The following is a 20,721-nucleotide window of genomic DNA, read 5'->3' on the forward strand; positions in this document are numbered from 1 at the left end:
GAGTCAGTGCTTGCTAAGAAGTTATCTAACACGATAATGCCGTCTTTTCAGTCAAACTTGAGCCCCGAACTTGCTTATGTTGTCCAGAACTCTGCTGTGCCTCGCTGTTTTCAGCGCCTCCACGCCTTTGATGGCCGACACCGTCTGGTTGAAAAACGGCGATCGCCTCACCGGCAAGATCAAAGTCTTCGACGGTGGCAAGTTGCTGATCCAAACCGACTACGCCGGCGCAATTCCGGTGGACTGGAAGCAGGTCAAAACCCTGGAAAGCGACCAGGAACTGTTGGTCAAGCAGGACGCTTACAGTGGCGAAAAAGCCAAATCCCTGAGGCCTGCCGAAGACGGCAAAGTGGTGCTGGCCAATGGCGAGGCGCCCAAGACGGTGGAATTGGCGAGCATCCAGCAAATGCTCAAGCCCAAGCCGGTCATCGAAGACCTGGTGTGGAAGGGCAATGTCGATATGGCACTGGACTACAAACGTGCTGATAAAGACACCAACGATTATGACGTCGACTTCAAGACCACGGCGCGTCACGGCCAGTGGCGTCACACCGGACAGGGCGAGTACAACCGCGAGTTTCAGGACGACGTCACCACGACCGACAACTGGGCGCTGGAATACGACCTGGACCGTTTCTTTACCGAGCATTGGTTCTGGCAAGGTCGCTTGACCTACAAGCGCGACAAGGTTGAAGACCTGGCTCGCCAGCGCACCGTCGGTACCGGCCCTGGCTACCAGTTCTGGGACAATGAACTGGGCGCGTTCTCCCTCGGCTCGCTGGTCAACCGCACCGATTATGAATATTCCGACGGCGGCAAGGATAACTTCTACTCGCTCGCCATGAAGTGGAACTACAATCGCTACCTGGTCGCCAAGAAAGTCGAGTTTTTCACCAACGGCGAAGTCGGCAAGCCGCTCGACGCGCCCGCCGCCTACACCCTGGACGCGGAAATGGGGCTGCGTTACAAAGTTACCGAATGGGCCTCGCTCAACCTCAAGGCCGAGCGCGACATCATCAGTGGTGGCTCGCAGAGCAGCCTGAGCAAGACCCGCTACACCGCAGGCTTTGGCGTAGCCTGGTAAACGACCCCGTCACAACGCCTGGCAAAACCTGCCGGGCGGCCTCTGGCAACCTGCGCGGATATTGATTACCTTGTGTTGAGATCCATTCCCATACGCTATGGGCGGCGGGATACACGAGGAGTCATACGTTGAGCGCGCACGTTGCCAAGAACGCCCGAGAGCTGTTGCTCAAGGAATACCGTGGGGCTCTCTCCACATTGTCCAAAGCCATGCCCGGCTTTCCTTTCGGCTCCGTCGTGCCGTATTGCCTGGACGCGCAGGGCCAGCCGATTATCCTGATCAGCCGCATCGCCCAGCACACACACAACCTGCAAAAAGACCCCAAGTGCTCGCTGTTGGTGGGTGAGCGCGAGGCTGATGATGTGCAAGCGGTGGGGCGTCTGACGTACATCGCCGAAGCCGAGAAAATCGAGGATGAAGCCGCGATTGAAGCGGCGGCCGAGCGTTATTACCGCTATTTCCCCGATTCGGCCAACTACCACAAGGCTCACGACTTCGATTTCTGGGTGCTCAAGCCTGTGCGCCATCGTTATATCGGCGGCTTTGGTGCTATTCACTGGATCGACCAGTTGACCCTGGCCAATCCTTTCGCCGGCAAGGTAGAGCGCAGCATGATCGAACACATGAACAGCGATCACACCAAAGCCATCGCCCATTACGTTGACCTCAGCGGTCTGCCGACCACTGAGCCCGCGCAACTGGCCGGCATCGACAGCGAAGGCATGCACCTGCGTATTGGTCAGTCGTTGCATTGGCTCCCCTTTGCAGAGGCCTGCAACAACCCGACACAAGTACGCGAAGCCCTGGTTTTATTGGCTCACGCCGAGGTCTGGCCTAAAAAAGAACCCGCCAACGCTTGAATTCACGAAATGGCGACGTCATCTAAGGTGAACTGGCAAGGCATTCTTGCGTTGAGGAACCATTTGATGCGCCCTTTTTTATTGCTCTTTCTGCTGTTCCCGGTGTTGGAGCTGTTCGTATTCGTTCAAGTCAGCAGTGCAATCGGGTTTTTCCCGGCCCTGTTGCTGATCATTCTCGGCTCGATGCTCGGCGTTCTGGTGCTGCGCGTCGCCGGCCTGGCCACGGCACTGCGTGCCCGTGAGAGCCTGAATCGCGGCGAACTGCCTGCCCAGACCATGCTCGAAGGCCTGATGATGGCCCTGGCCGGCGGCTTGCTGATCCTGCCTGGCTTTATCAGCGATGTGGTCGGTCTGGTCATGTTGCTGCCGGTGACCCGCAAGTTACTGGCCGGCAAGATGCGTCAACGCGCCGAAGAGGCTGCGATCCGTCAGCGCGCGTTTGCCGATGACTTGCAACCCCGAGGTGGCCCGGCTCCGCGCCAGCCGCTGGGGCGTGAAGGTGATGTCATCGAAGGCGAGTTCGAACACCGCGACAGCAAATAACCGCTTCAATGGCACGGCACCTCTGGGTGCCGTGCCTCTTTCAGCCGGTGGCAGAAGCAAAAAATTTCCGCCATGGCCCCTTGTAATAAGCTTGTGCGCCCTTATGTAACGGTCACCGCAAGGTTTCTGGTGGCAACACCAGACAGACTTCCGCGTCTCGCTTGGCGAGCCGCGACCGGCACCGCCGGAATACAACCCGCCGGTACCGATACCGGCCGATGAAAAACACAATTAGGAGAGATCGACAATGAGCAAGCTTCGTCCTCTGCACGACCGCGTCGTAATCCGTCGCAGCGAAGAAGAAAAGAAAACCGCTGGCGGCATCGTTCTGCCAGGTTCGGCTGCTGAAAAAGCCAACCACGGTGTGATCGTCGCTGCAGGCCCAGGCAAGACTCTGGAAAACGGTGATGTGCGTGCGCTGGCCGTTAAAGTCGGTGACAAGGTTGTTTTCGGCCCTTACTCCGGCAGCAACACTGTGAAAGTTGATGGCGAAGACCTGCTGGTTATGGCTGAGAACGAGATTCTCGCCGTTCTGGAAGACTGATTTCCCCGCTCATTTTCCCATTACTCCAAAGTATTTAAGGAATATCGATCATGGCTGCTAAAGAAGTTAAATTCGGCGATTCCGCCCGCAAAAAAATGCTCACCGGTGTCAACATCCTGGCTGACGCAGTAAAAGCGACCCTGGGCCCTAAAGGCCGTAACGTGATCATCGAGAAGAGCTTCGGCGCTCCGACCATCACCAAGGACGGCGTTTCCGTCGCCAAAGAAATCGAACTCGAAGACCGTTTCGAAAACATGGGCGCGCAGCTGGTCAAAGACGTTGCCTCCCGTGCCAACGATGACGCAGGCGACGGCACCACCACCGCTACCGTTCTGGCTCAGGCCATTGTCAACGAAGGCTACAAAGCCGTCGCTGCCGGCATGAACCCGATGGACCTGAAGCGCGGCATCGACAAGGCGACCATCGCCATTGTTGCCGAGCTGAAAAACCTGTCCAAGCCATGCGCTGACACCAAGGCAATCGCTCAGGTAGGTACCATCTCCGCCAACTCCGACAGCTCCATCGGCGACATCATTGCCGAAGCCATGGAAAAAGTCGGTAAAGAAGGCGTGATCACCGTTGAAGAAGGCACTGGCCTGGAAAACGAACTGTCGGTTGTTGAAGGCATGCAGTTCGACCGTGGTTACCTGTCCCCGTACTTCGTCAACAAGCCGGAAACCATGGTTGCCGAACTGGACAACCCGCTGATTCTGCTGGTCGACAAAAAGATCTCCAACATCCGCGAAATGCTGCCAGTACTGGAAGCCGTTGCCAAAGCTGGCCGCCCACTGCTGATCGTTTCCGAAGACGTTGAAGGCGAAGCTCTGGCGACGCTGGTTGTTAACAACATGCGTGGCATCGTTAAAGTCGCAGCCGTCAAGGCTCCAGGCTTCGGCGACCGTCGCAAGGCCATGCTGCAGGACATCGCCGTTCTGACTGGCGGTACCGTTATCTCCGAAGAGATCGGCCTGAGCCTGGAAAGCGCCACCCTGGAAAACCTGGGTAGCGCCAAGCGCGTGACCATCTCCAAAGAAAACACCATCATCGTTGACGGTGCTGGCGTTGAAGGCGACATCCAATCGCGCATCACTCAGATCCGCGCCCAGGTTGCCGAGACTTCGTCCGACTACGACCGTGAAAAACTGCAAGAGCGTCTGGCCAAGCTGTCCGGCGGCGTTGCAGTGATCAAGGTTGGCGCGGGTTCCGAAGTTGAAATGAAAGAGAAGAAAGCCCGCGTTGAAGACGCCCTGCACGCAACCCGTGCAGCCGTTGAAGAAGGCGTGGTACCTGGCGGTGGCGTTGCGCTGATCCGTGCTCTGGAAGCCCTGACCAATCTGACCGGCGACAATGCCGATCAGAACGTCGGTATCGCTGTGCTGCGTCGTGCTGTTGAAGCACCACTGCGTCAGATCGCTGCCAACTCCGGCGACGAGCCAAGCGTTGTGGTCAACGAAGTCAAGAACGGCAAAGGTAACTACGGTTACAACGCTGCGACTGGCGTCTACGGCGACATGATCGAAATGGGCATCCTGGACCCTACCAAGGTGACTCGTTCCGCGCTGCAGGCTGCAGCCTCCATCGGCGGCCTGATCCTGACCACCGAAGCAGCCATTGCCGACAAGCCGAAGGCTGAAGGCGCTGGCGGCGGCGGTATGCCAGACATGGGCGGCATGGGTGGCATGGGCGGCATGATGTAAGCCAGCCTTACCCGGCACCTGAAAACCCCGCCTGCAGCGATGCAGGCGGGGTTTTTTATGCGTGGTTTGAATGCAGCCCTGGCGTTCGCTCAGTTGTGGGCCCGCATCTTTTGGCGCCTTCCAGCTCAGCAGTTGCTGTTTGCACCCATAGCTGGCGGCTTGGTAGCAGTGGTCACCAACAGCACATAGCGCACAGGCGCCGTTTTAAGAACGCCCATGTCTGGTTTCCTTGTATTGATGGGCGGCGATCTTCGCCCTGGCACTGTCATCAGTTTGTGAAGCTATAGTGAAAATCTCGTTCAACTGAACAATTGGTTGAAAACCTGTATCGGCGGGCCTTTCAGGTCTATCCCTGAGCCACACTTGGCCTTAAGCTGCGCGAGCCAACACGGCCGTTACCGCGTACGGAGACACTGCCCATGCGAATTTTATTGGTTGAAGACAACCGCGATATTCTGGCCAACCTGGCCGATTACCTGGGGCTTAAAGGCTACACCGTGGACTGTGCGCAGGACGGTTTGTCGGGCCTGCACCTGGCCGCAACTGAACATTACGATTTGATCGTGCTCGACATCATGCTGCCGGGTATCGATGGCTATACCCTGTGCAAACGCCTGCGCGAAGACGCGCGCCGCGACACGCCGGTGATCATGCTCACCGCGCGCGACCAATTGGATGACCGGCTGCAGGGCTTCAAGTCCGGCGCCGACGATTACCTGCTCAAACCGTTCGCTCTCTCGGAATTGGCCGCACGCATTGAAGCCGTGTTGCGCCGTGCCCAGGGCGGCGGGCGTCGCGCGCTGCAAGTCGGCGACTTGAGCTACGACCTCGATACCCTGGAAGTCACCCGTGAAGGTCGCCTGCTCAAACTCAACCCGGTCGGCCTGAAACTGCTGGCGGTGTTGATGCAGAAGAGCCCGCACGTACTGCGCCGTGAAATCCTCGAAGAGGCCCTGTGGGGCGACGACTGCCCGGACAGCGACAGTTTGCGCAGCCACGTTCACCAATTGCGCCAAGTGATCGATAAACCGTTCGCCAAGCCGTTGCTGCAAACGGTGCATGGCGTGGGTTATCGCTTGGCCGAGGGTCGTGATGGAGTTTAAGCAAAGCCTTGCCCAACGGATCATCATCGCCTTTGCCTTGATGAGTGCGTTGGTGGCGGGGGCGTTCGCCATGGGCATCGTCGCGACCGTGCACCTGGTGGAAGAAAAGCTGATTTCGGCGGGCCTGGGCGGTGACTTGCAACGCTTGCTGCTGATGGACAGTGTCGAGGACTGGAACCACCGGCCCGAGCCGGATCAACTGTTCTATTTCAGCGGCGGCCCCGGAGATTTCGAACTGCCCAAGGATCTGCGGCACCTGGAACCCGGGTTTCACGAGGTGTTTCGCGAGGCGCTGTCGTACCACGCCATGGTTGAAGTGGTGGACGGTCGGCGTTACGTGCTGTTGCAGGATCAGAGTGACTTCGAGGAGCGTGAGCGCGTGCTCTTCGCGGTGGTGCTGGTGGGCTTTGTGCTCAGCCTGGCGCTGGCGGTGTTCCTCGGTTGGGTGCTGGCACGCAAGGTGATGGCGCCGGTGGTGCGTCTGGCGCGGCAGGTCCGGCATCGCGACCAACTGCTTGGCCTGGCGCCGCCTTTGGCGCCGGATTACGCCGCCGATGAAGTCGGCGAGCTGGCCGTGGCCTTCGACGCTACATTGGGCCGCTTGCGGCAGGCGTTGTCTCGCGAGCAAATGTTCACCAGCGACGTCAGCCACGAACTGCGCACGCCCTTGATGGTGCTCGCCAGTTCCTGCGAGCTGCTGCTGGAAAACCCGGCGATCGATCAACGCGGCCGGAACCAGGTACAACGTATCGCCCGCGCCTGCGAAGAAATGCGCGAGCTGGTGCAGACCTTCCTGATGCTCGCGCGTGCCAAGCATGACGATGCGGTCATGTCGGCGCAGGTCAGCCTGACCCAGGTCGCCGAAGACCTGCTCGGCATCTGGCGCGGTCCCATCGAGCAAAAAGGCCTGGAGTTGATCTACCAGCCAGGCGAACCCCTCGATACGCGCTATAACACCACCTTCCTGCACGCGGTGATGGGCAACCTGCTGCGCAATGCCTTGCACTATACCGAGCAGGGGTTTATCCGCCTGACCCTGGAACCCAGTGGTTTTGTGGTAGAGGACTCCGGCGTCGGCATCCCGGAAGACAAGCGCGAAGCGATGTTCGAGCCCTTTGTACGCGGCAGCGAAAAACGCGGTGATGGCCTTGGGCTAGGTTTGTCGCTGGTACAACGCATTTGCGAGAGCCAGGGCTGGAGTGTCAGCCTGAGCACCATGGAGCCCAACGGCTGCCGTTTTCATGTCGAGCTGGGCCAAGTCAAACCCTGACCTTTAACCTTGCCGCTATCCTGCCAAGGGTCGCGGCAATTCGGCTAAGATGGCCCCATGCCACTGCTTGTGTCTGTAAAGTCTTGAAATGTATGAGATTGGACAGGACAAGTTTTTCACAGAGGGTTGACCTGTTGATCACAGTGAGCTGCTTAAGGTTGTAGGCATCAGCTACTGGAGATCCGTTGATGTCTACCCCGACCAAGCTCGAATTTTCTGAAAAGTACGACGACCGGCACGCGCAGAAATATTTGCGCAAACATCAGGATAATCTGGCTCGCCGGTTGTCCCACAAGCGCGACGAGCAATTGGCGCGCGGTGCGCTGGCCATGGCCGGCGAGCCAGGCCTGGTGTTGGACCTGCCTTGTGGGGCGGGTCGCTTCTGGCCGCTGTTGGCCGAGAAACCCAATCGTGTGATCATCGGTGCCGATAATTCGGGGTCGATGTTGAAAGTCGCCACCGGCGCGCAACCTGCGGATGTGGTGAAACGGGTACGCCCCTTGCAGACATCTGCCTTTGATATCGATTTGCCAGACAACTCGGTCGACAGCATTTTCTGTATGCGCCTGATGCACCATATCGGTAATCCAGAAGACAGGCTGACGATATTGCGGGAATTTCAGCGCGTTACCCGTGACAGTGTGATTATTTCGCTGTGGGTGGATGGCAATTTCAAGGCCTGGAAACGCAAGCGCGCCGAAGTAAGGCGTCGCAACAAAGGTGAGCAGGAAGGTTACCAAAACCGGTTTGTGTTACCGGCTGCTACTGTTGAGGCAGAATTCGAGCAGGCCGGTTTCCGTGTTCAGGAATCCCTGGACTTCATACCGCTCTACGCCATGTGGCGAGTGTATGTATTGCGTAAGAGGTAACAGGATGGCAGTTGAGTGCGTAGTAGGCAGTCATATAGCGCCCGAAGAGCGATTTGATTTTTTCTGGGGTCTGCAAGGTGAGTGGGTCGAGGAGCCTAATCGTCGACGCGGCGGTGAGAGCGGTGTACAGCGTGTGAGGAGCCCTAATGGCCGTTTGCTCTACAGCAAACGCCAGACCGGGCATATTTACCGCAGCTGGCTGCACCCGTTTGGGCGCCCGACCGTGTTGCGTGAGCGCGATGCCCTCAAGGGCTTGCGTTCGCTGAATGTGCGTGTGCCGGAGATGGTGTTCTGTGAGGCGCGTCGCGACCCTGAGCACCAATGGAAAGCGTTGCTGGTGACCGCGTCACTCGACGGTTTCGATGAGATTGAAAACTGGTATGCCGCCGGTGGCCGTGAACAGTTCGGCGAAGCGGTGCATGAGCGCTTGCTCAAGGAAATGGCTGAGACCCTGGCGCGTATGCACAAGGGGCGCTGGCAGCATGGTTGCCTGTACATCAAGCACGTCTTTGTGCGGGTGACCGGCGAAGGCGACTCGGCGAAAGTGGAAGTGGCGTTGCTGGATTTTGAAAAGTGCCGCCAGCGCCTGACCGCTTATAGCGCGGCCTCCCACGATATGCTGCAACTGCGCCGCCATTCGTCGTTCAACGATACCGACTGGAAAAAACTCAGCTACTTTTACGAGACGGCGTTTGGCAGCGCTATCAAGGGTTTAACCAGATGAAGCTAGAAATCGCACGAGGTTTGTTCCTGGTCGGGGCGTTGGGTATTGCAGCCCTCGCCCTGGTTGCGTGGGAACTGCCTCGCACACAGGTTCTTCATGCGGTACAAGGCGGTGGGCAATGCCCGCTGCCGCGCGTTGCGAAGGCGAGTGTGGCGGTCCAACCTGATCATGATCTGTTGTTGTTCATGTTCGGGATGTCTCAGGGCATGAGGCCGCAGAGCTGAAACGATTCAAGCTACCGGGAAGGGCCTCACACTGTGAGGCCCTTTTTTTTGCTCCTGATTCAAGATCGTTCTTACCCTCTGCATGGGAATGCTCAGATGAGGTGCAAGTGGTTATCCCAAAAGCCTCCAGGCAACTCCAGCGGCTTGGCCATTAACGCAGGCTGGCGACAATCATAAAACCGGCACCGCCCCTGACCCGACGTCACCACAAACCCATCCGCCACCGCACCGACTCCCGCGCAATCCGGCATTGGCCCGTCCAGACGCAGCTCGCCACTGTCCATGTCCCAGATAAAAAACCGATTGCCCCGCGGCGCCGTCAACGCCACCAGGCGCAACTCACTGTGCACCGCAACACTGGCGGTGTAATGCCCCATCGCCTGCAACTGCTCGTCCGCCACCGCGAACGGCACAAACGCCTGCCCCGGCCGCTTGATTGCCAGCAACTCAGAGCGCTCCTGCGACGGCCCCATAAACTGCTGCCCGGTGACGATCGTGCCATCGCTGGCAATCCCCATATGGCGCACGCTGTTCATCTGCTGGCCGAGGGTTTCCTTACTGATCAACCTACCGTCGCGGTGCATCAGCACCAGGCTTGGCTCCATGGCGTTCAGGTTCATCTCCACCCGGCTTTCAGCCTCCGTACGAATGCCGCCATTGGCCACCACCAGCGTTTCCCCGTCAGGCATCCACGACACCTGATGCGGCCCGATGCCGTGGGTTGAAATCTCCCCACTGTGCACCAGCCGCTCACCTTCAAACTTATACACACCGAGCAAGCCACGGCCGGGGTCGGACGTATCGTTCTCGGTCGCGTACAGCCAGTCGCCGCTCTTGTGAATGACGGCATGGCCATAGAAGTGACGATTGGCGCCGGAGGTGAGGGTTTGCAACAGCGCCCCATCACGCAAGTCGATCAAGTAACTCTCGGTGCCGGGGCGACGGGCGACAAACAGCGCAATCGGCAGCGTGGGGTGGTTGATGATGTCGTGGCAGCGCTGGCCCACCTGAGTGGCAAACACCGGCTTGCCGTCCAGGCGATAGCCCACGGCGTAGTGCTTGCCGTCTGCATCATCGCGGGCCGACAGCAGCAGCGGGCCTTTGTCTTTGCTTTTAAACAGCGTCCAGCCACCCAGTGTGAGTGCACTGAGCAGCGCGCTGCCAACCGCCAAAGCCTGTCGCCTGAGCATCATCAGTCACCGTCGTTGGCGTTAAAGCCCAGTTGGATACCCAGCGCCTTGGCCAGCTCGCCTTCGTGCAGGCGGTGGACGACGTTGAGGCTGTCATAGATATCGTTGAGCTGCTGGCGCCCGGCGTCGTCGGCCAACAGTTCATTGAGGGTGCGCCCGTTGCTGGCGAACAGTTTCAGGGACGCGGCGTAGGCGGCGTCGATTTTGTCGGCCAACGGTTTTTGCTCGGCCGGCAACAGGCCGCGCAAGCCTTTGTTGTCGACACCGGTCCAGACGGTCTGGGCGGCTGCGAGGCTGGCTTCCAGGCTTTGCAGGGACGACTGGCTGCGCCATGCATCGGCCTGGAACGGCTGCGCAATGCCCTTGGTCTGGCGGCCCATCGGCGTGCCGAGTTTCTTCTTCAGCGTGTCCAGTGCAGTGACCTGAACACGCAAGAGATCGGCGATGGCTTCGTGGGAATCGGCGTAACGCTGGTTCGGAAACTTGGTCATCTGCGCGAGCATGCCGTCGGTGCTGTTCCAGCTGGCCAGTATCTCTTCGGCCAGGGCTTTCTGGCGTTCGCCAATCGCGACCAGCAGCGGGCAGTAACGGGCTTTCTGGGCTTCGTCGGCAACGTCGGTCTTGGCGTCGTAGAGGATGTATTCGTAGGCCGACAGGCCTTGCACCACTACGCTGGACTTGGCCAGTGCGGCGCCGTCGATCTGCGGCTGGGCGGTGACAAGTTGTTCAACCTGGCGCCCGACGAGGTTTTTCTTGTCGGGCCAGAATTGCACCTGCCACGAACGGTTGCCCTCGGCGAGCGGGCCGATCAGCAGTGGTTGCAACTCGGCCCAGGCCTTTTGCGCGTGGAGGAAGTCGGCGCGGGCGGTGTCCAGACTTTCCTTGCCCTGGCAGTAGGCCAGTGCGCTGACGGCCAGTTGACGATCGGCTTCAACCCAGCGGCTGTAGGTCGGCAGGATCACTTGCTTGGCGATGGCCGCCGAGGTGACCGCTTGCGGGTCCTGTGGCGAGCATGCGCCGAGGGCGAGGGCGGCCAGGCTGGTGAACAACAACTTGGGACGGAACATGTCGAGCTCCCTTCTGTAATTGGGGCAAAGCTTATAGAGAATTCAGGAACGCCAGCAACGCAGCGCGCTGCTCGGCATTAAACGACAACACATGCTGCTGCGCCGGTTGCGCTTTGCCGCCATGCCACAGTACGGCTTCGAGCAGGTTGCGGGCGCGGCCGTCATGCAAAAACTGGGTGTGGCCACTGACGGTTTGGGTCAGGCCGATGCCCCACAACGGCGGCGTGCGCCAGTCGCGGCCACTGGCCTTGAATTCGCTGCGGTGGTCGGCCAGGCCGTCGCCCATGTCGTGCAACAGCAGGTCGCTGTAGGGGCGAATCACCTGGTTGGCCAGCTCAGGTTCGGCCGCGTTGGCTGCGGTGGTAAACGACGGCGTGTGGCACCCCTGGCAACCGGCTTGAAAAAACAGGTTTTTGCCGGCCAGCACCTGCGGCGTGTTGACGCCACGGCGCGCCGGCACGGCGAGGTTGCGGGTATAGAACAGCACCAGGCGCAGGATGTTGTCGCTGACTTCCGGCTCGCCTTCGGGGCCGTTGCCATTGGGCGCCTGTTTGCAGGCGACTTGGGCGTCGGTGCAGTCATCAAAGGGCCTCAGGGACGTGATGAGGCCCATATCACCAGAAAATGCGTGAACATTTTGTTGATTGAGATTCGGCTGCCCGGCTTTCCAGCCAAAACGCCCGAGGACGGTTTTTTGTTGGGCATCATCCCAGACCTGATTCGCGCGGCCGACGATGGCTTCCTTGTCGGCTGTTTTCGGGTCGGTGTTGCGCAGGATATCGGCATCGCTGATGGCTTCGAGCAGGCCCAGGCCAATCATTGGCGGGGCGATGCGCGCGGAAAAAAGTGTATCCGGGTGCATGGGGCCGTAACCGAGCTGGGTGATTTGCAGCGCCGGCTTTCGCAACTCGACGACGGTGCCGTCCTTGAAGGTCACGGTTACGGGCGTGTAGTCGACCCGCACTTTGCCTTCTGGCACCACGCCCGGCACGGCCATGTCTTGCAGTTGCCCGCCGTAGACCGGCTCGGGCACCACGCCGATCTGCTCGATGAGCCTGGCGTCGACCGGCGTCTGCGGGATAGACAGGCGCACCAGCATCGACACCGCATTCGGAGCATCAGGCAATGGCGGATGACCACGCCCATCCTTGATATGGCAGTTCTGGCAGGCGTTGGTGTTGAACAGCGGGCCCAGGCCATCACGCGCGGTGGTGGTGGACGGCGCGATCACCCAGGGGCTGCGAAAGAAACTGTTGCCGACGCTGAAGTCCAGGCGTCGGGTGGGCGCCAGGTTGGCCGAGGGCAGGGAAAACGCATTCTGGTCGCGCTTGTTCACCGTCGCCGCACCGCCCGCCCGCGATTCACCCGGCTCAGCCTTGGTGAAACGGGGGGCGTCGTCGCACGCAGCCAGGCTCAAGGCCAGCAATGCTGCAGACAGGCGAAGTAGCGAACGAAACATCGTGTTTCCTGAGCGGAGGCTGAAAATCAGGCCGCAAAGTCTAACAGGGCAGGGCGGATTGAATAAGAGCAATTATCGTTTGGTGGTATTCGATTCATTCCCGCTAGAATGACCGCACATTTTTCTCTGGAGGTGGCCAATGCAGGCTCTCGACGCTTTGCTCAACCGTGTTTCCGTGCCGCGTTTGCTGGAACCGGCGCCGACCCAGGAGCAGCGCGACGTGCTGTTCGCCGCCGCCATGCGTGCGCCCGACCACGGCCAGTTGCGCCCGTGGCGCTTCCTTACCGTGGAAGGCGCCGCCCGTGAGCAGATGGGGTCATTGCTGGCCGAAGCTGCGCGTTTGCAGGACGCCGACGCGCCGCAAGCCGTCATCGACAAGGCGCAGAACGGCCCGTTGCGCGCCCCGCTGGTGGTGGTGGTGATTGCGCGTTTGCAGGACCACTTCAAAGTGCCGAAATCCGAGCAACTGCTGGCGGCGGCCTGTGCGGCGCACGGTATTCTGTTGGCGGCGTACGCTCAGGGGATCGGTGCGGTGTGGCGCACTGGCGAGTTGTCCTACTCGGCTCACGTCGCCAAAGGCCTGGGGCTGACGGCGGATGAGGAAGTGATTGGTTTTCTTTATCTGGGAACCCCACAGAACCCGCCCCGTGTTGCGGCGAAAGAAGATGTAGCGGCGTTCGTGCAGGCCTGGCCCGGCCTGTAAACCAACACCATTCTGCTCTGTGTGGGAGCTGGCTTGCCTGCGATGCGGGCAACTCGGTCTCTCAGGGAAACCGAGTCGATCCTATCGCGGGCAAGCCCGCTCCCACAGGGGATCTCCATTGTTTTGGAGAGAGGGTTTACACCTTGAACTGATTCATCAACGCCATCTGCTGGGTCGCCAGTGCATTCAGCTGGCTGCTGATGGCCGCCGACTCGGTGGCCTGGCCGGTGAGGGTTTCGGTCACGGTGCGGATCGCCGACACATTGCGGTTGACCTCTTCGGCCACGGCGCTCTGCTGTTCGGCGGCGCTGGCGATTTGCAGGTTCATGTCACTGATCACCGTCACCGCATCGCTGATCTTGCCCAACGCCTGCGCCGCTTGATGGATCTGCCCTGCATTGTTCTGAGCCTGATGCTGGCTGGAATGCATGGTGGCTACCACGCCACGGGTGCCGCTCTGGATGCGCTCGATCACCAGGCGAATTTCTTCCACTGAGTCCTGTGTACGCTTGGCCAGGTTGCGCACCTCGTCGGCCACCACTGCAAACCCGCGACCGCTTTCCCCGGCGCGTGCCGCTTCAATCGCCGCGTTGAGGGCCAGCAGGTTGGTCTGTTCGGCAATGCTGCGGATCACTTCCAGCACCGAGCCAATTTGCTCGCTGTTCACCGCCAGGGCTTCCACTTCCGTCACCGCCTTGCTGACTTCTTCGGCAAGGGTGGTGATGTCACGGGTGCTCTGCTCGATGATCGACATGCCTTCACGCGCCGAGTGGTCGGCCCCGCGCGCCGCGCTGGCGGCGTTGGAGGCGCTGTTGGCGACTTCATGGGCGGTGGCGCTCATTTCGTTGGAGGCGGTGGCCACCTGATCAATTTCGCGGAACTGCACCTGCATGCCCTCGCTGGTCTGGCGCGCGATGGCGGAGGACTGGTCGGCGGTGCCACGGCCTTCGGTGATGCTTTGTTTGATCTGCGCAATGATCGGTTGCAGCTTGTCGAGGAAACGGTTGAACCAGTTCACCAGTTCGCCCAGTTCGTCTTTCTTGGTGTAAGCCAGGCGTTGAGTGAGGTCGCCTTCGCCGCTGGCGATGTTTTTCAGCATCGCCGCCACGCTATTGATCGGACGCGTGACGCCGGTGGCGGTCAGCCAGATCAGCAGCAAGCCGAGCAGGGCGGCAGCGGCGCCGACCAACAAGGCCTTGAGGGTGCCGGAGGCCTGGGCTTTATCGAGTATGCCTTGCAGCTTCACCGAGTCGGCCAGCATTACGGCTTTGGGCAGTTTGATCACCACGCCCCAGGCTGTGGCGTCGGCAATCGGTTTAACCGGGTACACAGCGCGAATAATGTCGCCCTGTTCACGAATCATCGGGGTACCGTTGGCCAGCAGTTGCACGATCTCCCGGCCTTCGGCGCCGAGGGTGTCGATCAGGTTCTTGCCAACCTTTTCCGGCTCGCCGCTGTAGGCTGCAATCAGGCCCGTGCCGGACAAAATCTCCAGGTGTGCCGCGCCGTCGAACAGCTCTTTTTTTGCTGCGTCTGTGGTCGCTTGCAGGGAGTTGAGCGCCAGGTCGATACCGACCACACCGATGACTTTTGCGTCCACGATCAATGGCAGAGAGATAGTGGTCATCAGCACCGATTTGCCCGCAACTTCATCGGCGTAAGGGTCGAGCAGGCAAACGTTGCGCGTGTCTCGTGGGCAGGTGTACCAAATGTTGTACGGCGTACCACTGAGGTTGGGGGTGGTTTTGGTCAGGTCTTCTTCGACCATGATGGTGTTCAAGCCGGTGCCAGCGGCGCGGCTCCAGTAGCTGGAGAAACGGCCTTTTTCGTTGGAGACGCGGGCTTTGTCGTCGACGAACTCGCTGTCCTTGCCATCCAGGCCGTTGGGCTCGAACGACAGCCAGATGCCGAGCACCTTGCTGTTGCGCTCAAACGTGGTCTTGAGGCTCTGGTTGAGTTCTTCACGCAGTGCCGCGGCTTCCAGCCCGCGTTTGGCAGCGGTGTCTCGTAGCCCTTTGACCTGGTCGGCCAGGGCGGTGACGACGATCAGGTTTTCACCGAAGGTTTTCTGCAACTGCACCGCCTGTTCGGCGGCCTTGGCTTGCAGCAGGTTTTGCACACTCTGGGTGAGCATTCGCGAGCTGGAATCGCTGATCAACTGGTCGTTCTGGTTTGTTTCGTAGAGGTTGATGCTGATGATCAGCGCGATCACACCCACCAGGCAAAGGCCGGAAAGCAGCACGATTTTCAAGCGGATTGAGAGGGTGTCGAACATAGATTCACTCGCTATTGGACTGGTCTGGGCGAGCCAAATCCATTCGGCGCTATGTCCGGAACATCGGCGTAGCACTTTGTTTCATGAGGAGGAGGCGATAGGCGGTAGCGGAAAAATGGCTACACGCGGCGTTATACGGGGGCTGCGAGGCGTTCTGGGCGAGACCAGATCCACAGGTTGCCCAGGCTCATCCCGGCGATCGCCAGGTAGATTGGCCAGCCGTGATCGAGCATCACCAGCATCAAGCCGGCACACAGCAGCATGCTCACGGTGGCGCTGACTTTAGCGCGGCGCGCGATTATTTTGCCGTTGCGCCAGTTGAACAGGATCGGGCCGAACAGGCGGTGGTTCTCCAGCCAGGCGCTGAGGCGCGGCGAGCTTTTGGTGGCGGCCCAGGCGGCGAGCAGGATGAATTCGGTGGTGGGCAAACCCGGGATGACAATCGCCACCAACCCAATGCCCAGGCTGACGTAGGCCAACAGGCCGAAGAGGATCTGCGCGATTTTCGAGGTGGATTGGGTTGTGCGGGTCATGGTTTTTGCGAAGTCGAGGAAAAGTCAGCTTGGAACACGGCCAAACTGTGGGCGCTGGCTTGCCTGCGATTGCATCGGCGCGGTCTGGCAGATAGACCGAGGGGACAGCATCGCAGGCAAGCCAGCTCCCACATAAAACTGTGTTTACAGGGTGATTATGCGAGTTCAGGGGCGCTAGCGTACGCCTGTTCCAGCAACACGGTGAAGCGTACAAACGCGTCGACTGCGCCTTTTTCCACTGCGGCTTCTTCTTCGGCGCTGAATTCCAGGCTGTCGAGGGTGCGGGTGAAGCTCTTCCAGCCTTCAGCGCGACCGCCGGCCGGCTCGCCCAGGTGACGCGCGCCGAAGGTTTCGCTCAGGCCCAGGCCCACGGCGCGCTTGATCAAAAACGCTGCGCCCAGCTTGGAGCCCTCGGACACGAACAGCCAGCCCAGGGCTTCGGCCTTGCTCGGGTTCTTCACCGCGCCTGCGACGGGTGCCGGCACGTCGGTGTCGAGGTCGCCGAGGTCGCCGAGGTCCAGCCTGGCGGCGTCGGCGCGGCAACGCTCGGCCAGGTCCGGCACGATCTTGATCAGTTCGGCGTCGTTGTAGAGGGCCACCAGCTCCGACTGGAACAGGTACTGCGCCACCACGAAGCGAGCGAAATTGGCCTGGGTTTCAAACGGGGCGTGGGCTTTGACCAGCGCATCGAGCTGGGTGTGCGGCTCGTGGGTGATCTGGTTCAGGCGTTGGGAGCGCAGGCTTGGACGTTCTGCGTTAGGGGAAGCGGTCATCGGAAAAGTCCTTGAGAAGGGGAGCGCCTTTCGGCTCTGAAGAGAGCGGTTATCAACTAGACGAACAGCAAGACGCGGCACAGTAAAAAATCCTCACCTCGCCGCTGAACATCAGGCGAGGTGAGGCGAGCAGGGTCAGATATCCCAGATCAGGTTGATTGCGAAGTTGCGGCCCGGCTGGGTCAGACGGTCAAGGTTGGCGGGCGCGGTCACACCGGCTTCACCGACGCCGTCGTAGCTGCGCACGTCATCCCAGTTCCAGTACTTCTTGTCGGTGAGGTTGTAGACGCCGCCGTTGAGGGTCACATCGTTCGTGACCTTGTAGTAAGCGGTCAGGTCGACGACGCCGAAGCCCGGGGTTTTGAACGGTGCGCTGGTGCTGCCGTCGGGCGCGTGGTAGGTGCTGCTGTCCACACGGTTTTGCTTTTTGACCAATGTCCAACTGACCAGGCCGCCGTAGTTGTCCTGCTCGTAGCCCAGGCCAAACACGCCTTTGAGCGGGTTGACGCTGTTGAGCGGCTCGCCGTTGTCGTCGTTGCGACCGTAGGTGTAACCCACCGAACCCTGGGTGTAGAGGCCTTGCGGTGCGCCGAAGGCGTCGAGGTTCAGGCGGCCTTTGGCTTCAATGCCCTTGATGGTGGCGTGCTTGATGTTGTTGGCTTCGAACTGCTGCACGGTGCCGCCGGCAACGGAGGCGTCTTCGTCGATGAAGTCGCGGTATTTGTTGTAGAACACGGCGATGTCGAACGAGCCTTCGTCAAAGTTGCCGCGAATCCCGGTTTCCACGCCCTTGCTGCTTTCCGGCTTGAGGTCCGGGTTGGGCTCGACGGTGTAACCCTGCTGCAAGTTTTCAAAGCGGCCGTACAAGGCTTTGGCCGACGGTGTGCGGAAACCTTCGGCGTATTGGCCGAACCAGGTGTAGTGGTCGGTCAGCGCGTAGGTCAGGCCGAATTTAGGCGTGACGCGGTGCCAGTTTTTTTCCGCGTTGCTGTGGTCGTAAATCCGCGTTGGGTCGACGGTATTGAGAAATTCGTCGGTCAGTTTCGGCTTGAGCTGTGTGTAGTCGTAGCGCACGGCGGGCAGGAAGGTCCATTTGCCCCAGGCGATTTGATCCTGAGCGAACAGTGAATAGGTGTTGATGGTTGGGTCCGGGAAATCACTGGCCTTTTTCACGCTGTCGCTGGCTTGTGGGCTCGGTGCGCCAATGGCCGTGCAACCACCGCCGACGGCCAGGCAAGTAGCGGCGCCTTCGCGTGAACCGGTGACTTTCTGCTGTTTCAGGGTAGTGCCGTAGGTCACCTGGTGATCGGTTTCGCCGAGGCTGAAGGCTTTGTCCAACTGCGCGTCGAACACCCACTGTTTTTCCTCGTACAGGGTGTCGCGGGTGCGCAAGACACGGCGCGATGGCTGGTAGATTTCGGCGGTGGTCTGGTCGGTCTTGGCGAGTTGATAGTTGAGGCTGGTTTTGATCTGATCGGCAATCGGCGAGTTGAGGGCGAAGCGGTTTTCGATGGCGAAACGTTCGCGGGTAATGGTGTCGTTACCCGAGCGCGCGCGGTAGAAGTTGAAGCCGCGCCCGCCGGTGAATGGGCCGCCTACGGCGTTTTTCAGGTTGACGTCGCGGTCATCCTTGAACTTCTCGTAGGTCAGGCCCAGACGGTTGTCATCGCCGTAATTCCAGCCCAATTTGGCCAGCACGTTGGTGGTGCGCGCATCTTCCGGGTTGGCGCCGGTGCGGGCCAAACCCGTGGCGTTGTTGCCGTCGTAGGACTCCATTTCGTGGCCGTTGCGCTGGCTCAGGTGCAGCAAACCGTCGAAGTCCTGCACGCGGCCCGCGACGGTGCCGGAGGTCAGCCAGCTGTCGTCGGCGGAGCTGTAGCCGGTCTTCAAGCGGGCGCCGACGTCCTGGCCGGGCTTGATGATGTCATCCGGGTCGAGGGTGAAATAACTCACGGCGCCGCCGATGGCGCTGCTGCCGTACAGGGCCGAGGCCGGGCCACGGAGGATTTCCACGCGCTTGACGATTTCCGGGTCAACGTAGTTGCGGCGCGTCTTGGCGTAAGGGCCGTTGAAGAAGTTGTCGGGCACTTCGACGCCATCCACCTGGGTGAGGATGCGGTCGCCGTCAATGCCGCGAATGTTGTAGCCCGCATTGCTGGCACGGGTACCGGCGCCGCCGACGGAGACGTTGGGTTCGTAGCGCACCAGCTCGCGAATGGTGTTCACATTCTGACGGTCGAGCTCCTCTCGATCATGCACGGTGACGGTGCTCGGTACGCTGTCCACGTCTTGCTCGGTACGGGTGGCGCTGATGGTCACCTGTTGCAGGTTGAGAACGCTGCCGGCCGCGCGCTTTTCCAGCACGATGTTGTTATTGCCCAGTTTGCGATAGCTCAGGTTGGTCCCCACCAACAGCCGGTCCAGGGCTTTTTCCGGCGATAACGCGCCGCGTACGCCGGGCGACGACACGCCCTGGCCCAGTTCCGCCGGCAGGCCGACTTGCCAGCCGGTCACGCCGGTGAAGGCATTCAGCGCCGAAACCAGCGGCTGTTGCTCGATGCTGAAGGTGTAATTGCCGTGGCTGCGCGTGACCGGCTCGGCGGCGGTGGCGGCCATGGCCGGCGCACTCGCCAACAGGATGGCGGCGGTCAGCAATGACAGCACGGGCGAAGAAGACCGACGGTTGAAACGAGAGGACATCGAAAGCGCTCCGGAGGTACGAATCTTATAGTTGCGAACCGAACCAAATAGGAATCAGTTGCATTGGCTAAGACGAGACGTACCACCGAAGGCTATCGAGTAAAAATAATTCTCATTTAGTTCAGGATCACCAGCGCCGGAAATTCCGAGAGCTTGGCCGAAGTGATGTGCGCCAGGGAGCGCACCACGTCCAGCGGTTGGTCGAGGCGGTAATTGCCGGTAACGGCTGTGCTGGCGAGCGTGTCGTTGGTGTTGACGATCCAGCCTGGGTAGTAACGGCGCAGTTCGGCGAGCACTTCGCTCATCGGGCAGTTTTCGAACACCAGGCGGCCCTGAACCCAGGCCAGGTCTTTGCTGGCGTCAAGCCTGGCCGGTTGGCCGAAGCCCTTGGGGCCGATGCGGATGCTTTCACCGGCGCTCAGGCGCACACGGGCATCGTCGAAGGTGTTGCTCAGGTCCACGTCACCGCGCTGCACTTGCACTTGCGCTTCGCCATCCAGGTAACGCACGGCGAAGGCGGTATCGCGCACGCTGGCGCGTACCGGCCCTGCGTCGATTTCCAGGGGCAGGCCACGGCTGGGCGCTATGTCGAAAAACGCTTCGCCCTGGTACAGCCGGGCGACGCGCTGGTGGTCCTTGATGCTGCTGGAGAAGGCCGAATTCGTGTTCAGCAACACGTTGGAGCCGTCGTCCAGTTGCAGGCGCTGGCGCTCGCCGACCACGGTGAGATGGTCTGCTTGCAGGCGAACGGGCAGGTTGCTGAAGCTGAACAGGCCGATCAGCAACACGGCGGCAGTGGCCAGAGGCTTCCAGTGCGGTTTGATTCGGTGCAAAAATGACGGCTTGCGCGGCGCAGCCAGGGCCACGGCGGCACTGTGTACCGGCGCGCCACCCCAGGCGGCCTGAGCTTTACTGAATGCATGAACATGCGCAGGGTCGGCTGCCAGCCAGGCGTCAAACTCGGCCTGTTGCCCGGGCTGCGGGCACTGCAACGCGATCAGCCAGTCGAGGGCTTGGTCCATGGCCGTGTCTTGCAGCACCTCATGAGCCAGCGCATGGGGGCGCAGTTTGTTCGGGTCCGTCACGGTGTTCCTCGGGTCTTC

At 60.4% G+C, this 20,721-nt stretch carries 19 protein-coding genes and 1 pseudogene; 11 read left to right on the forward strand and 9 right to left on the reverse strand.

Annotated features, from left to right (window positions below):
• Window positions 1-76 precede the first annotated feature (76 nt).
• The 10 genes from ACP7A2_RS12155 (at window position 77) to ACP7A2_RS12200 (ending at window position 8,918) form a co-directional block, all read left to right on the forward strand.
• On the forward strand, window positions 77-1,084 hold the full coding sequence (locus tag ACP7A2_RS12155; RefSeq protein ID WP_426134394.1) for a DUF481 domain-containing protein: 1,008 nt from the start codon (window positions 77-79) through the stop codon (window positions 1,082-1,084).
• Between the two features lie 128 nt (window positions 1,085-1,212).
• Entirely contained in the window at window positions 1,213-1,944 is a 732-nt protein-coding gene (locus ACP7A2_RS12160; RefSeq protein ID WP_426134395.1) for a HugZ family protein, read from the forward strand.
• Between the two features lie 66 nt (window positions 1,945-2,010).
• Window positions 2,011-2,487, forward strand: a complete 477-nt coding sequence (locus ACP7A2_RS12165; RefSeq protein ID WP_016971150.1) for an FxsA family protein — start codon at window positions 2,011-2,013, stop codon at window positions 2,485-2,487.
• Between the two features lie 247 nt (window positions 2,488-2,734).
• Window positions 2,735-3,031, forward strand: coding sequence for a co-chaperone GroES (locus ACP7A2_RS12170; RefSeq protein WP_003175874.1), 297 nt, complete (start codon window positions 2,735-2,737; stop codon window positions 3,029-3,031).
• Window positions 3,032-3,081: 50 nt separating this feature from the next.
• Window positions 3,082-4,728: a chaperonin GroEL gene (groL, locus tag ACP7A2_RS12175; RefSeq protein WP_426134396.1), complete on the forward strand. Its 1,647-nt coding sequence runs from the start codon at window positions 3,082-3,084 to the stop codon at window positions 4,726-4,728.
• A 419-nt stretch (window positions 4,729-5,147) separates the two neighbouring features.
• On the forward strand, window positions 5,148-5,831 hold the full coding sequence (gene colR / locus ACP7A2_RS12180; protein ID WP_003175870.1) for a two-component system response regulator ColR: 684 nt from the start codon (window positions 5,148-5,150) through the stop codon (window positions 5,829-5,831).
• Entirely contained in the window at window positions 5,821-7,101 is a 1,281-nt protein-coding gene (locus tag ACP7A2_RS12185) for a sensor histidine kinase (RefSeq protein WP_348058873.1), read from the forward strand. Before colR ends, ACP7A2_RS12185 begins: the two co-directional genes overlap by 11 nt.
• A gap of 188 nt (window positions 7,102-7,289) precedes the next feature.
• Window positions 7,290-7,970, forward strand: coding sequence for a class I SAM-dependent methyltransferase (locus tag ACP7A2_RS12190; protein WP_426134397.1), 681 nt, complete (start codon window positions 7,290-7,292; stop codon window positions 7,968-7,970).
• A gap of 4 nt (window positions 7,971-7,974) precedes the next feature.
• Complete coding sequence (locus ACP7A2_RS12195) at window positions 7,975-8,694, forward strand: lipopolysaccharide kinase InaA family protein (protein WP_426134398.1); 720 nt, start codon at window positions 7,975-7,977, stop codon at window positions 8,692-8,694.
• Entirely contained in the window at window positions 8,691-8,918 is a 228-nt protein-coding gene (locus ACP7A2_RS12200; protein WP_348058867.1) for a hypothetical protein, read from the forward strand. Before ACP7A2_RS12195 ends, ACP7A2_RS12200 begins: the two co-directional genes overlap by 4 nt.
• Before the next feature lie 92 nt (window positions 8,919-9,010).
• Here ACP7A2_RS12200 and ACP7A2_RS12205 read toward each other — a convergent pair whose 3' ends face one another.
• Genes ACP7A2_RS12205 through ACP7A2_RS12215 form a run of 3 tightly spaced genes read right to left on the reverse strand, consistent with a single transcriptional unit; the run spans window position 9,011 to window position 12,634 of the window.
• Window positions 9,011-10,108 (reverse strand): DUF1513 domain-containing protein, encoded by a 1,098-nt coding sequence (locus tag ACP7A2_RS12205; protein ID WP_426134456.1) that lies wholly within the window; start codon window positions 10,106-10,108, stop codon window positions 9,011-9,013.
• Between the two features lie 2 nt (window positions 10,109-10,110).
• Entirely contained in the window at window positions 10,111-11,175 is a 1,065-nt protein-coding gene (locus ACP7A2_RS12210; RefSeq protein WP_426134399.1) for an imelysin family protein, read from the reverse strand.
• A gap of 31 nt (window positions 11,176-11,206) precedes the next feature.
• Window positions 11,207-12,634: a di-heme oxidoredictase family protein gene (locus ACP7A2_RS12215; RefSeq protein WP_426134400.1), complete on the reverse strand. Its 1,428-nt coding sequence runs from the start codon at window positions 12,632-12,634 to the stop codon at window positions 11,207-11,209.
• Between the two features lie 139 nt (window positions 12,635-12,773).
• On the opposite strand from ACP7A2_RS12215, the gene ACP7A2_RS12220 reads away from it, so the two are divergent.
• Window positions 12,774-13,337: an NAD(P)H nitroreductase gene (locus ACP7A2_RS12220; RefSeq protein WP_426134401.1), complete on the forward strand. Its 564-nt coding sequence runs from the start codon at window positions 12,774-12,776 to the stop codon at window positions 13,335-13,337.
• 136 nt (window positions 13,338-13,473) lie between these two features.
• Here ACP7A2_RS12220 and ACP7A2_RS12225 read toward each other — a convergent pair whose 3' ends face one another.
• The 6 genes and pseudogenes from ACP7A2_RS12225 to ACP7A2_RS12250 all read right to left on the reverse strand — a co-directional run bounded on the left by ACP7A2_RS12225 (window position 13,474) and on the right by ACP7A2_RS12250 (window position 20,703).
• Entirely contained in the window at window positions 13,474-14,229 is a 756-nt protein-coding gene (locus tag ACP7A2_RS12225; RefSeq protein ID WP_426134457.1) for a methyl-accepting chemotaxis protein, read from the reverse strand.
• Window positions 14,230-14,331: 102 nt separating this feature from the next.
• Window positions 14,332-15,612 (reverse strand): annotated as a pseudogene (locus ACP7A2_RS12230) (HAMP domain-containing protein); the annotation flags it as partial.
• A 131-nt stretch (window positions 15,613-15,743) separates the two neighbouring features.
• A complete protein-coding gene (locus tag ACP7A2_RS12235) occupies window positions 15,744-16,145 on the reverse strand; it encodes a YbaN family protein (RefSeq protein WP_426134402.1) in 402 nt (133 codons plus the stop codon).
• 155 nt (window positions 16,146-16,300) lie between these two features.
• Window positions 16,301-16,918, reverse strand: a complete 618-nt coding sequence (locus ACP7A2_RS12240; protein ID WP_426134403.1) for a biliverdin-producing heme oxygenase — start codon at window positions 16,916-16,918, stop codon at window positions 16,301-16,303.
• Window positions 16,919-17,053: 135 nt separating this feature from the next.
• Window positions 17,054-19,618 (reverse strand): TonB-dependent receptor, encoded by a 2,565-nt coding sequence (locus ACP7A2_RS12245; protein WP_426134404.1) that lies wholly within the window; start codon window positions 19,616-19,618, stop codon window positions 17,054-17,056.
• A gap of 116 nt (window positions 19,619-19,734) precedes the next feature.
• Window positions 19,735-20,703 carry a FecR family protein gene (locus tag ACP7A2_RS12250; RefSeq protein WP_426134405.1) on the reverse strand — a complete coding sequence of 323 codons (969 nt, stop codon included), beginning with the start codon at window positions 20,701-20,703 and terminating at the stop codon, window positions 19,735-19,737.
• Between the last annotated feature and the right edge of the window lie 18 nt (window positions 20,704-20,721).

Origin of the sequence: Pseudomonas sp. PWP3-1b2, assembly GCF_049896045.1 — a bacterium.
Lineage (GTDB): Bacteria > Pseudomonadota > Gammaproteobacteria > Pseudomonadales > Pseudomonadaceae > Aquipseudomonas > Aquipseudomonas antarctica_B.

Bases quoted from the DNA above. Each gene is read 5' to 3' on its own strand.
- ACP7A2_RS12155 (WP_426134394.1), top strand. From the start codon at position 77: ATGTTGTCCAGAACTCTGCTGTGCCTCGCTGTTTTCAGCGCCTCCACG.
- ACP7A2_RS12165 (WP_016971150.1), top strand. From the start codon at position 2,011: ATGCGCCCTTTTTTATTGCTCTTTCTGCTGTTCCCGGTGTTGGAGCTG.
- ACP7A2_RS12170 (WP_003175874.1), top strand. From the start codon at position 2,735: ATGAGCAAGCTTCGTCCTCTGCACGACCGCGTCGTAATCCGTCGCAGC.
- groL (WP_426134396.1), top strand. From the start codon at position 3,082: ATGGCTGCTAAAGAAGTTAAATTCGGCGATTCCGCCCGCAAAAAAATG.
- colR (WP_003175870.1), top strand. From the start codon at position 5,148: ATGCGAATTTTATTGGTTGAAGACAACCGCGATATTCTGGCCAACCTG.
- ACP7A2_RS12185 (WP_348058873.1), top strand. From the start codon at position 5,821: ATGGAGTTTAAGCAAAGCCTTGCCCAACGGATCATCATCGCCTTTGCC.
- ACP7A2_RS12190 (WP_426134397.1), top strand. From the start codon at position 7,290: ATGTCTACCCCGACCAAGCTCGAATTTTCTGAAAAGTACGACGACCGG.
- ACP7A2_RS12195 (WP_426134398.1), top strand. From the start codon at position 7,975: ATGGCAGTTGAGTGCGTAGTAGGCAGTCATATAGCGCCCGAAGAGCGA.
- ACP7A2_RS12200 (WP_348058867.1), top strand. From the start codon at position 8,691: ATGAAGCTAGAAATCGCACGAGGTTTGTTCCTGGTCGGGGCGTTGGGT.
- ACP7A2_RS12205 (WP_426134456.1), bottom strand. From the start codon at position 10,108: ATGCTCAGGCGACAGGCTTTGGCGGTTGGCAGCGCGCTGCTCAGTGCA.
- ACP7A2_RS12210 (WP_426134399.1), bottom strand. From the start codon at position 11,175: ATGTTCCGTCCCAAGTTGTTGTTCACCAGCCTGGCCGCCCTCGCCCTC.
- ACP7A2_RS12215 (WP_426134400.1), bottom strand. From the start codon at position 12,634: ATGTTTCGTTCGCTACTTCGCCTGTCTGCAGCATTGCTGGCCTTGAGC.
- ACP7A2_RS12220 (WP_426134401.1), top strand. From the start codon at position 12,774: ATGCAGGCTCTCGACGCTTTGCTCAACCGTGTTTCCGTGCCGCGTTTG.
- ACP7A2_RS12225 (WP_426134457.1), bottom strand. From the start codon at position 14,229: ATGCAGGTGCAGTTCCGCGAAATTGATCAGGTGGCCACCGCCTCCAAC.
- ACP7A2_RS12235 (WP_426134402.1), bottom strand. From the start codon at position 16,145: ATGACCCGCACAACCCAATCCACCTCGAAAATCGCGCAGATCCTCTTC.
- ACP7A2_RS12240 (WP_426134403.1), bottom strand. From the start codon at position 16,918: ATGACCGCTTCCCCTAACGCAGAACGTCCAAGCCTGCGCTCCCAACGC.
- ACP7A2_RS12245 (WP_426134404.1), bottom strand. From the start codon at position 19,618: ATGTCCTCTCGTTTCAACCGTCGGTCTTCTTCGCCCGTGCTGTCATTG.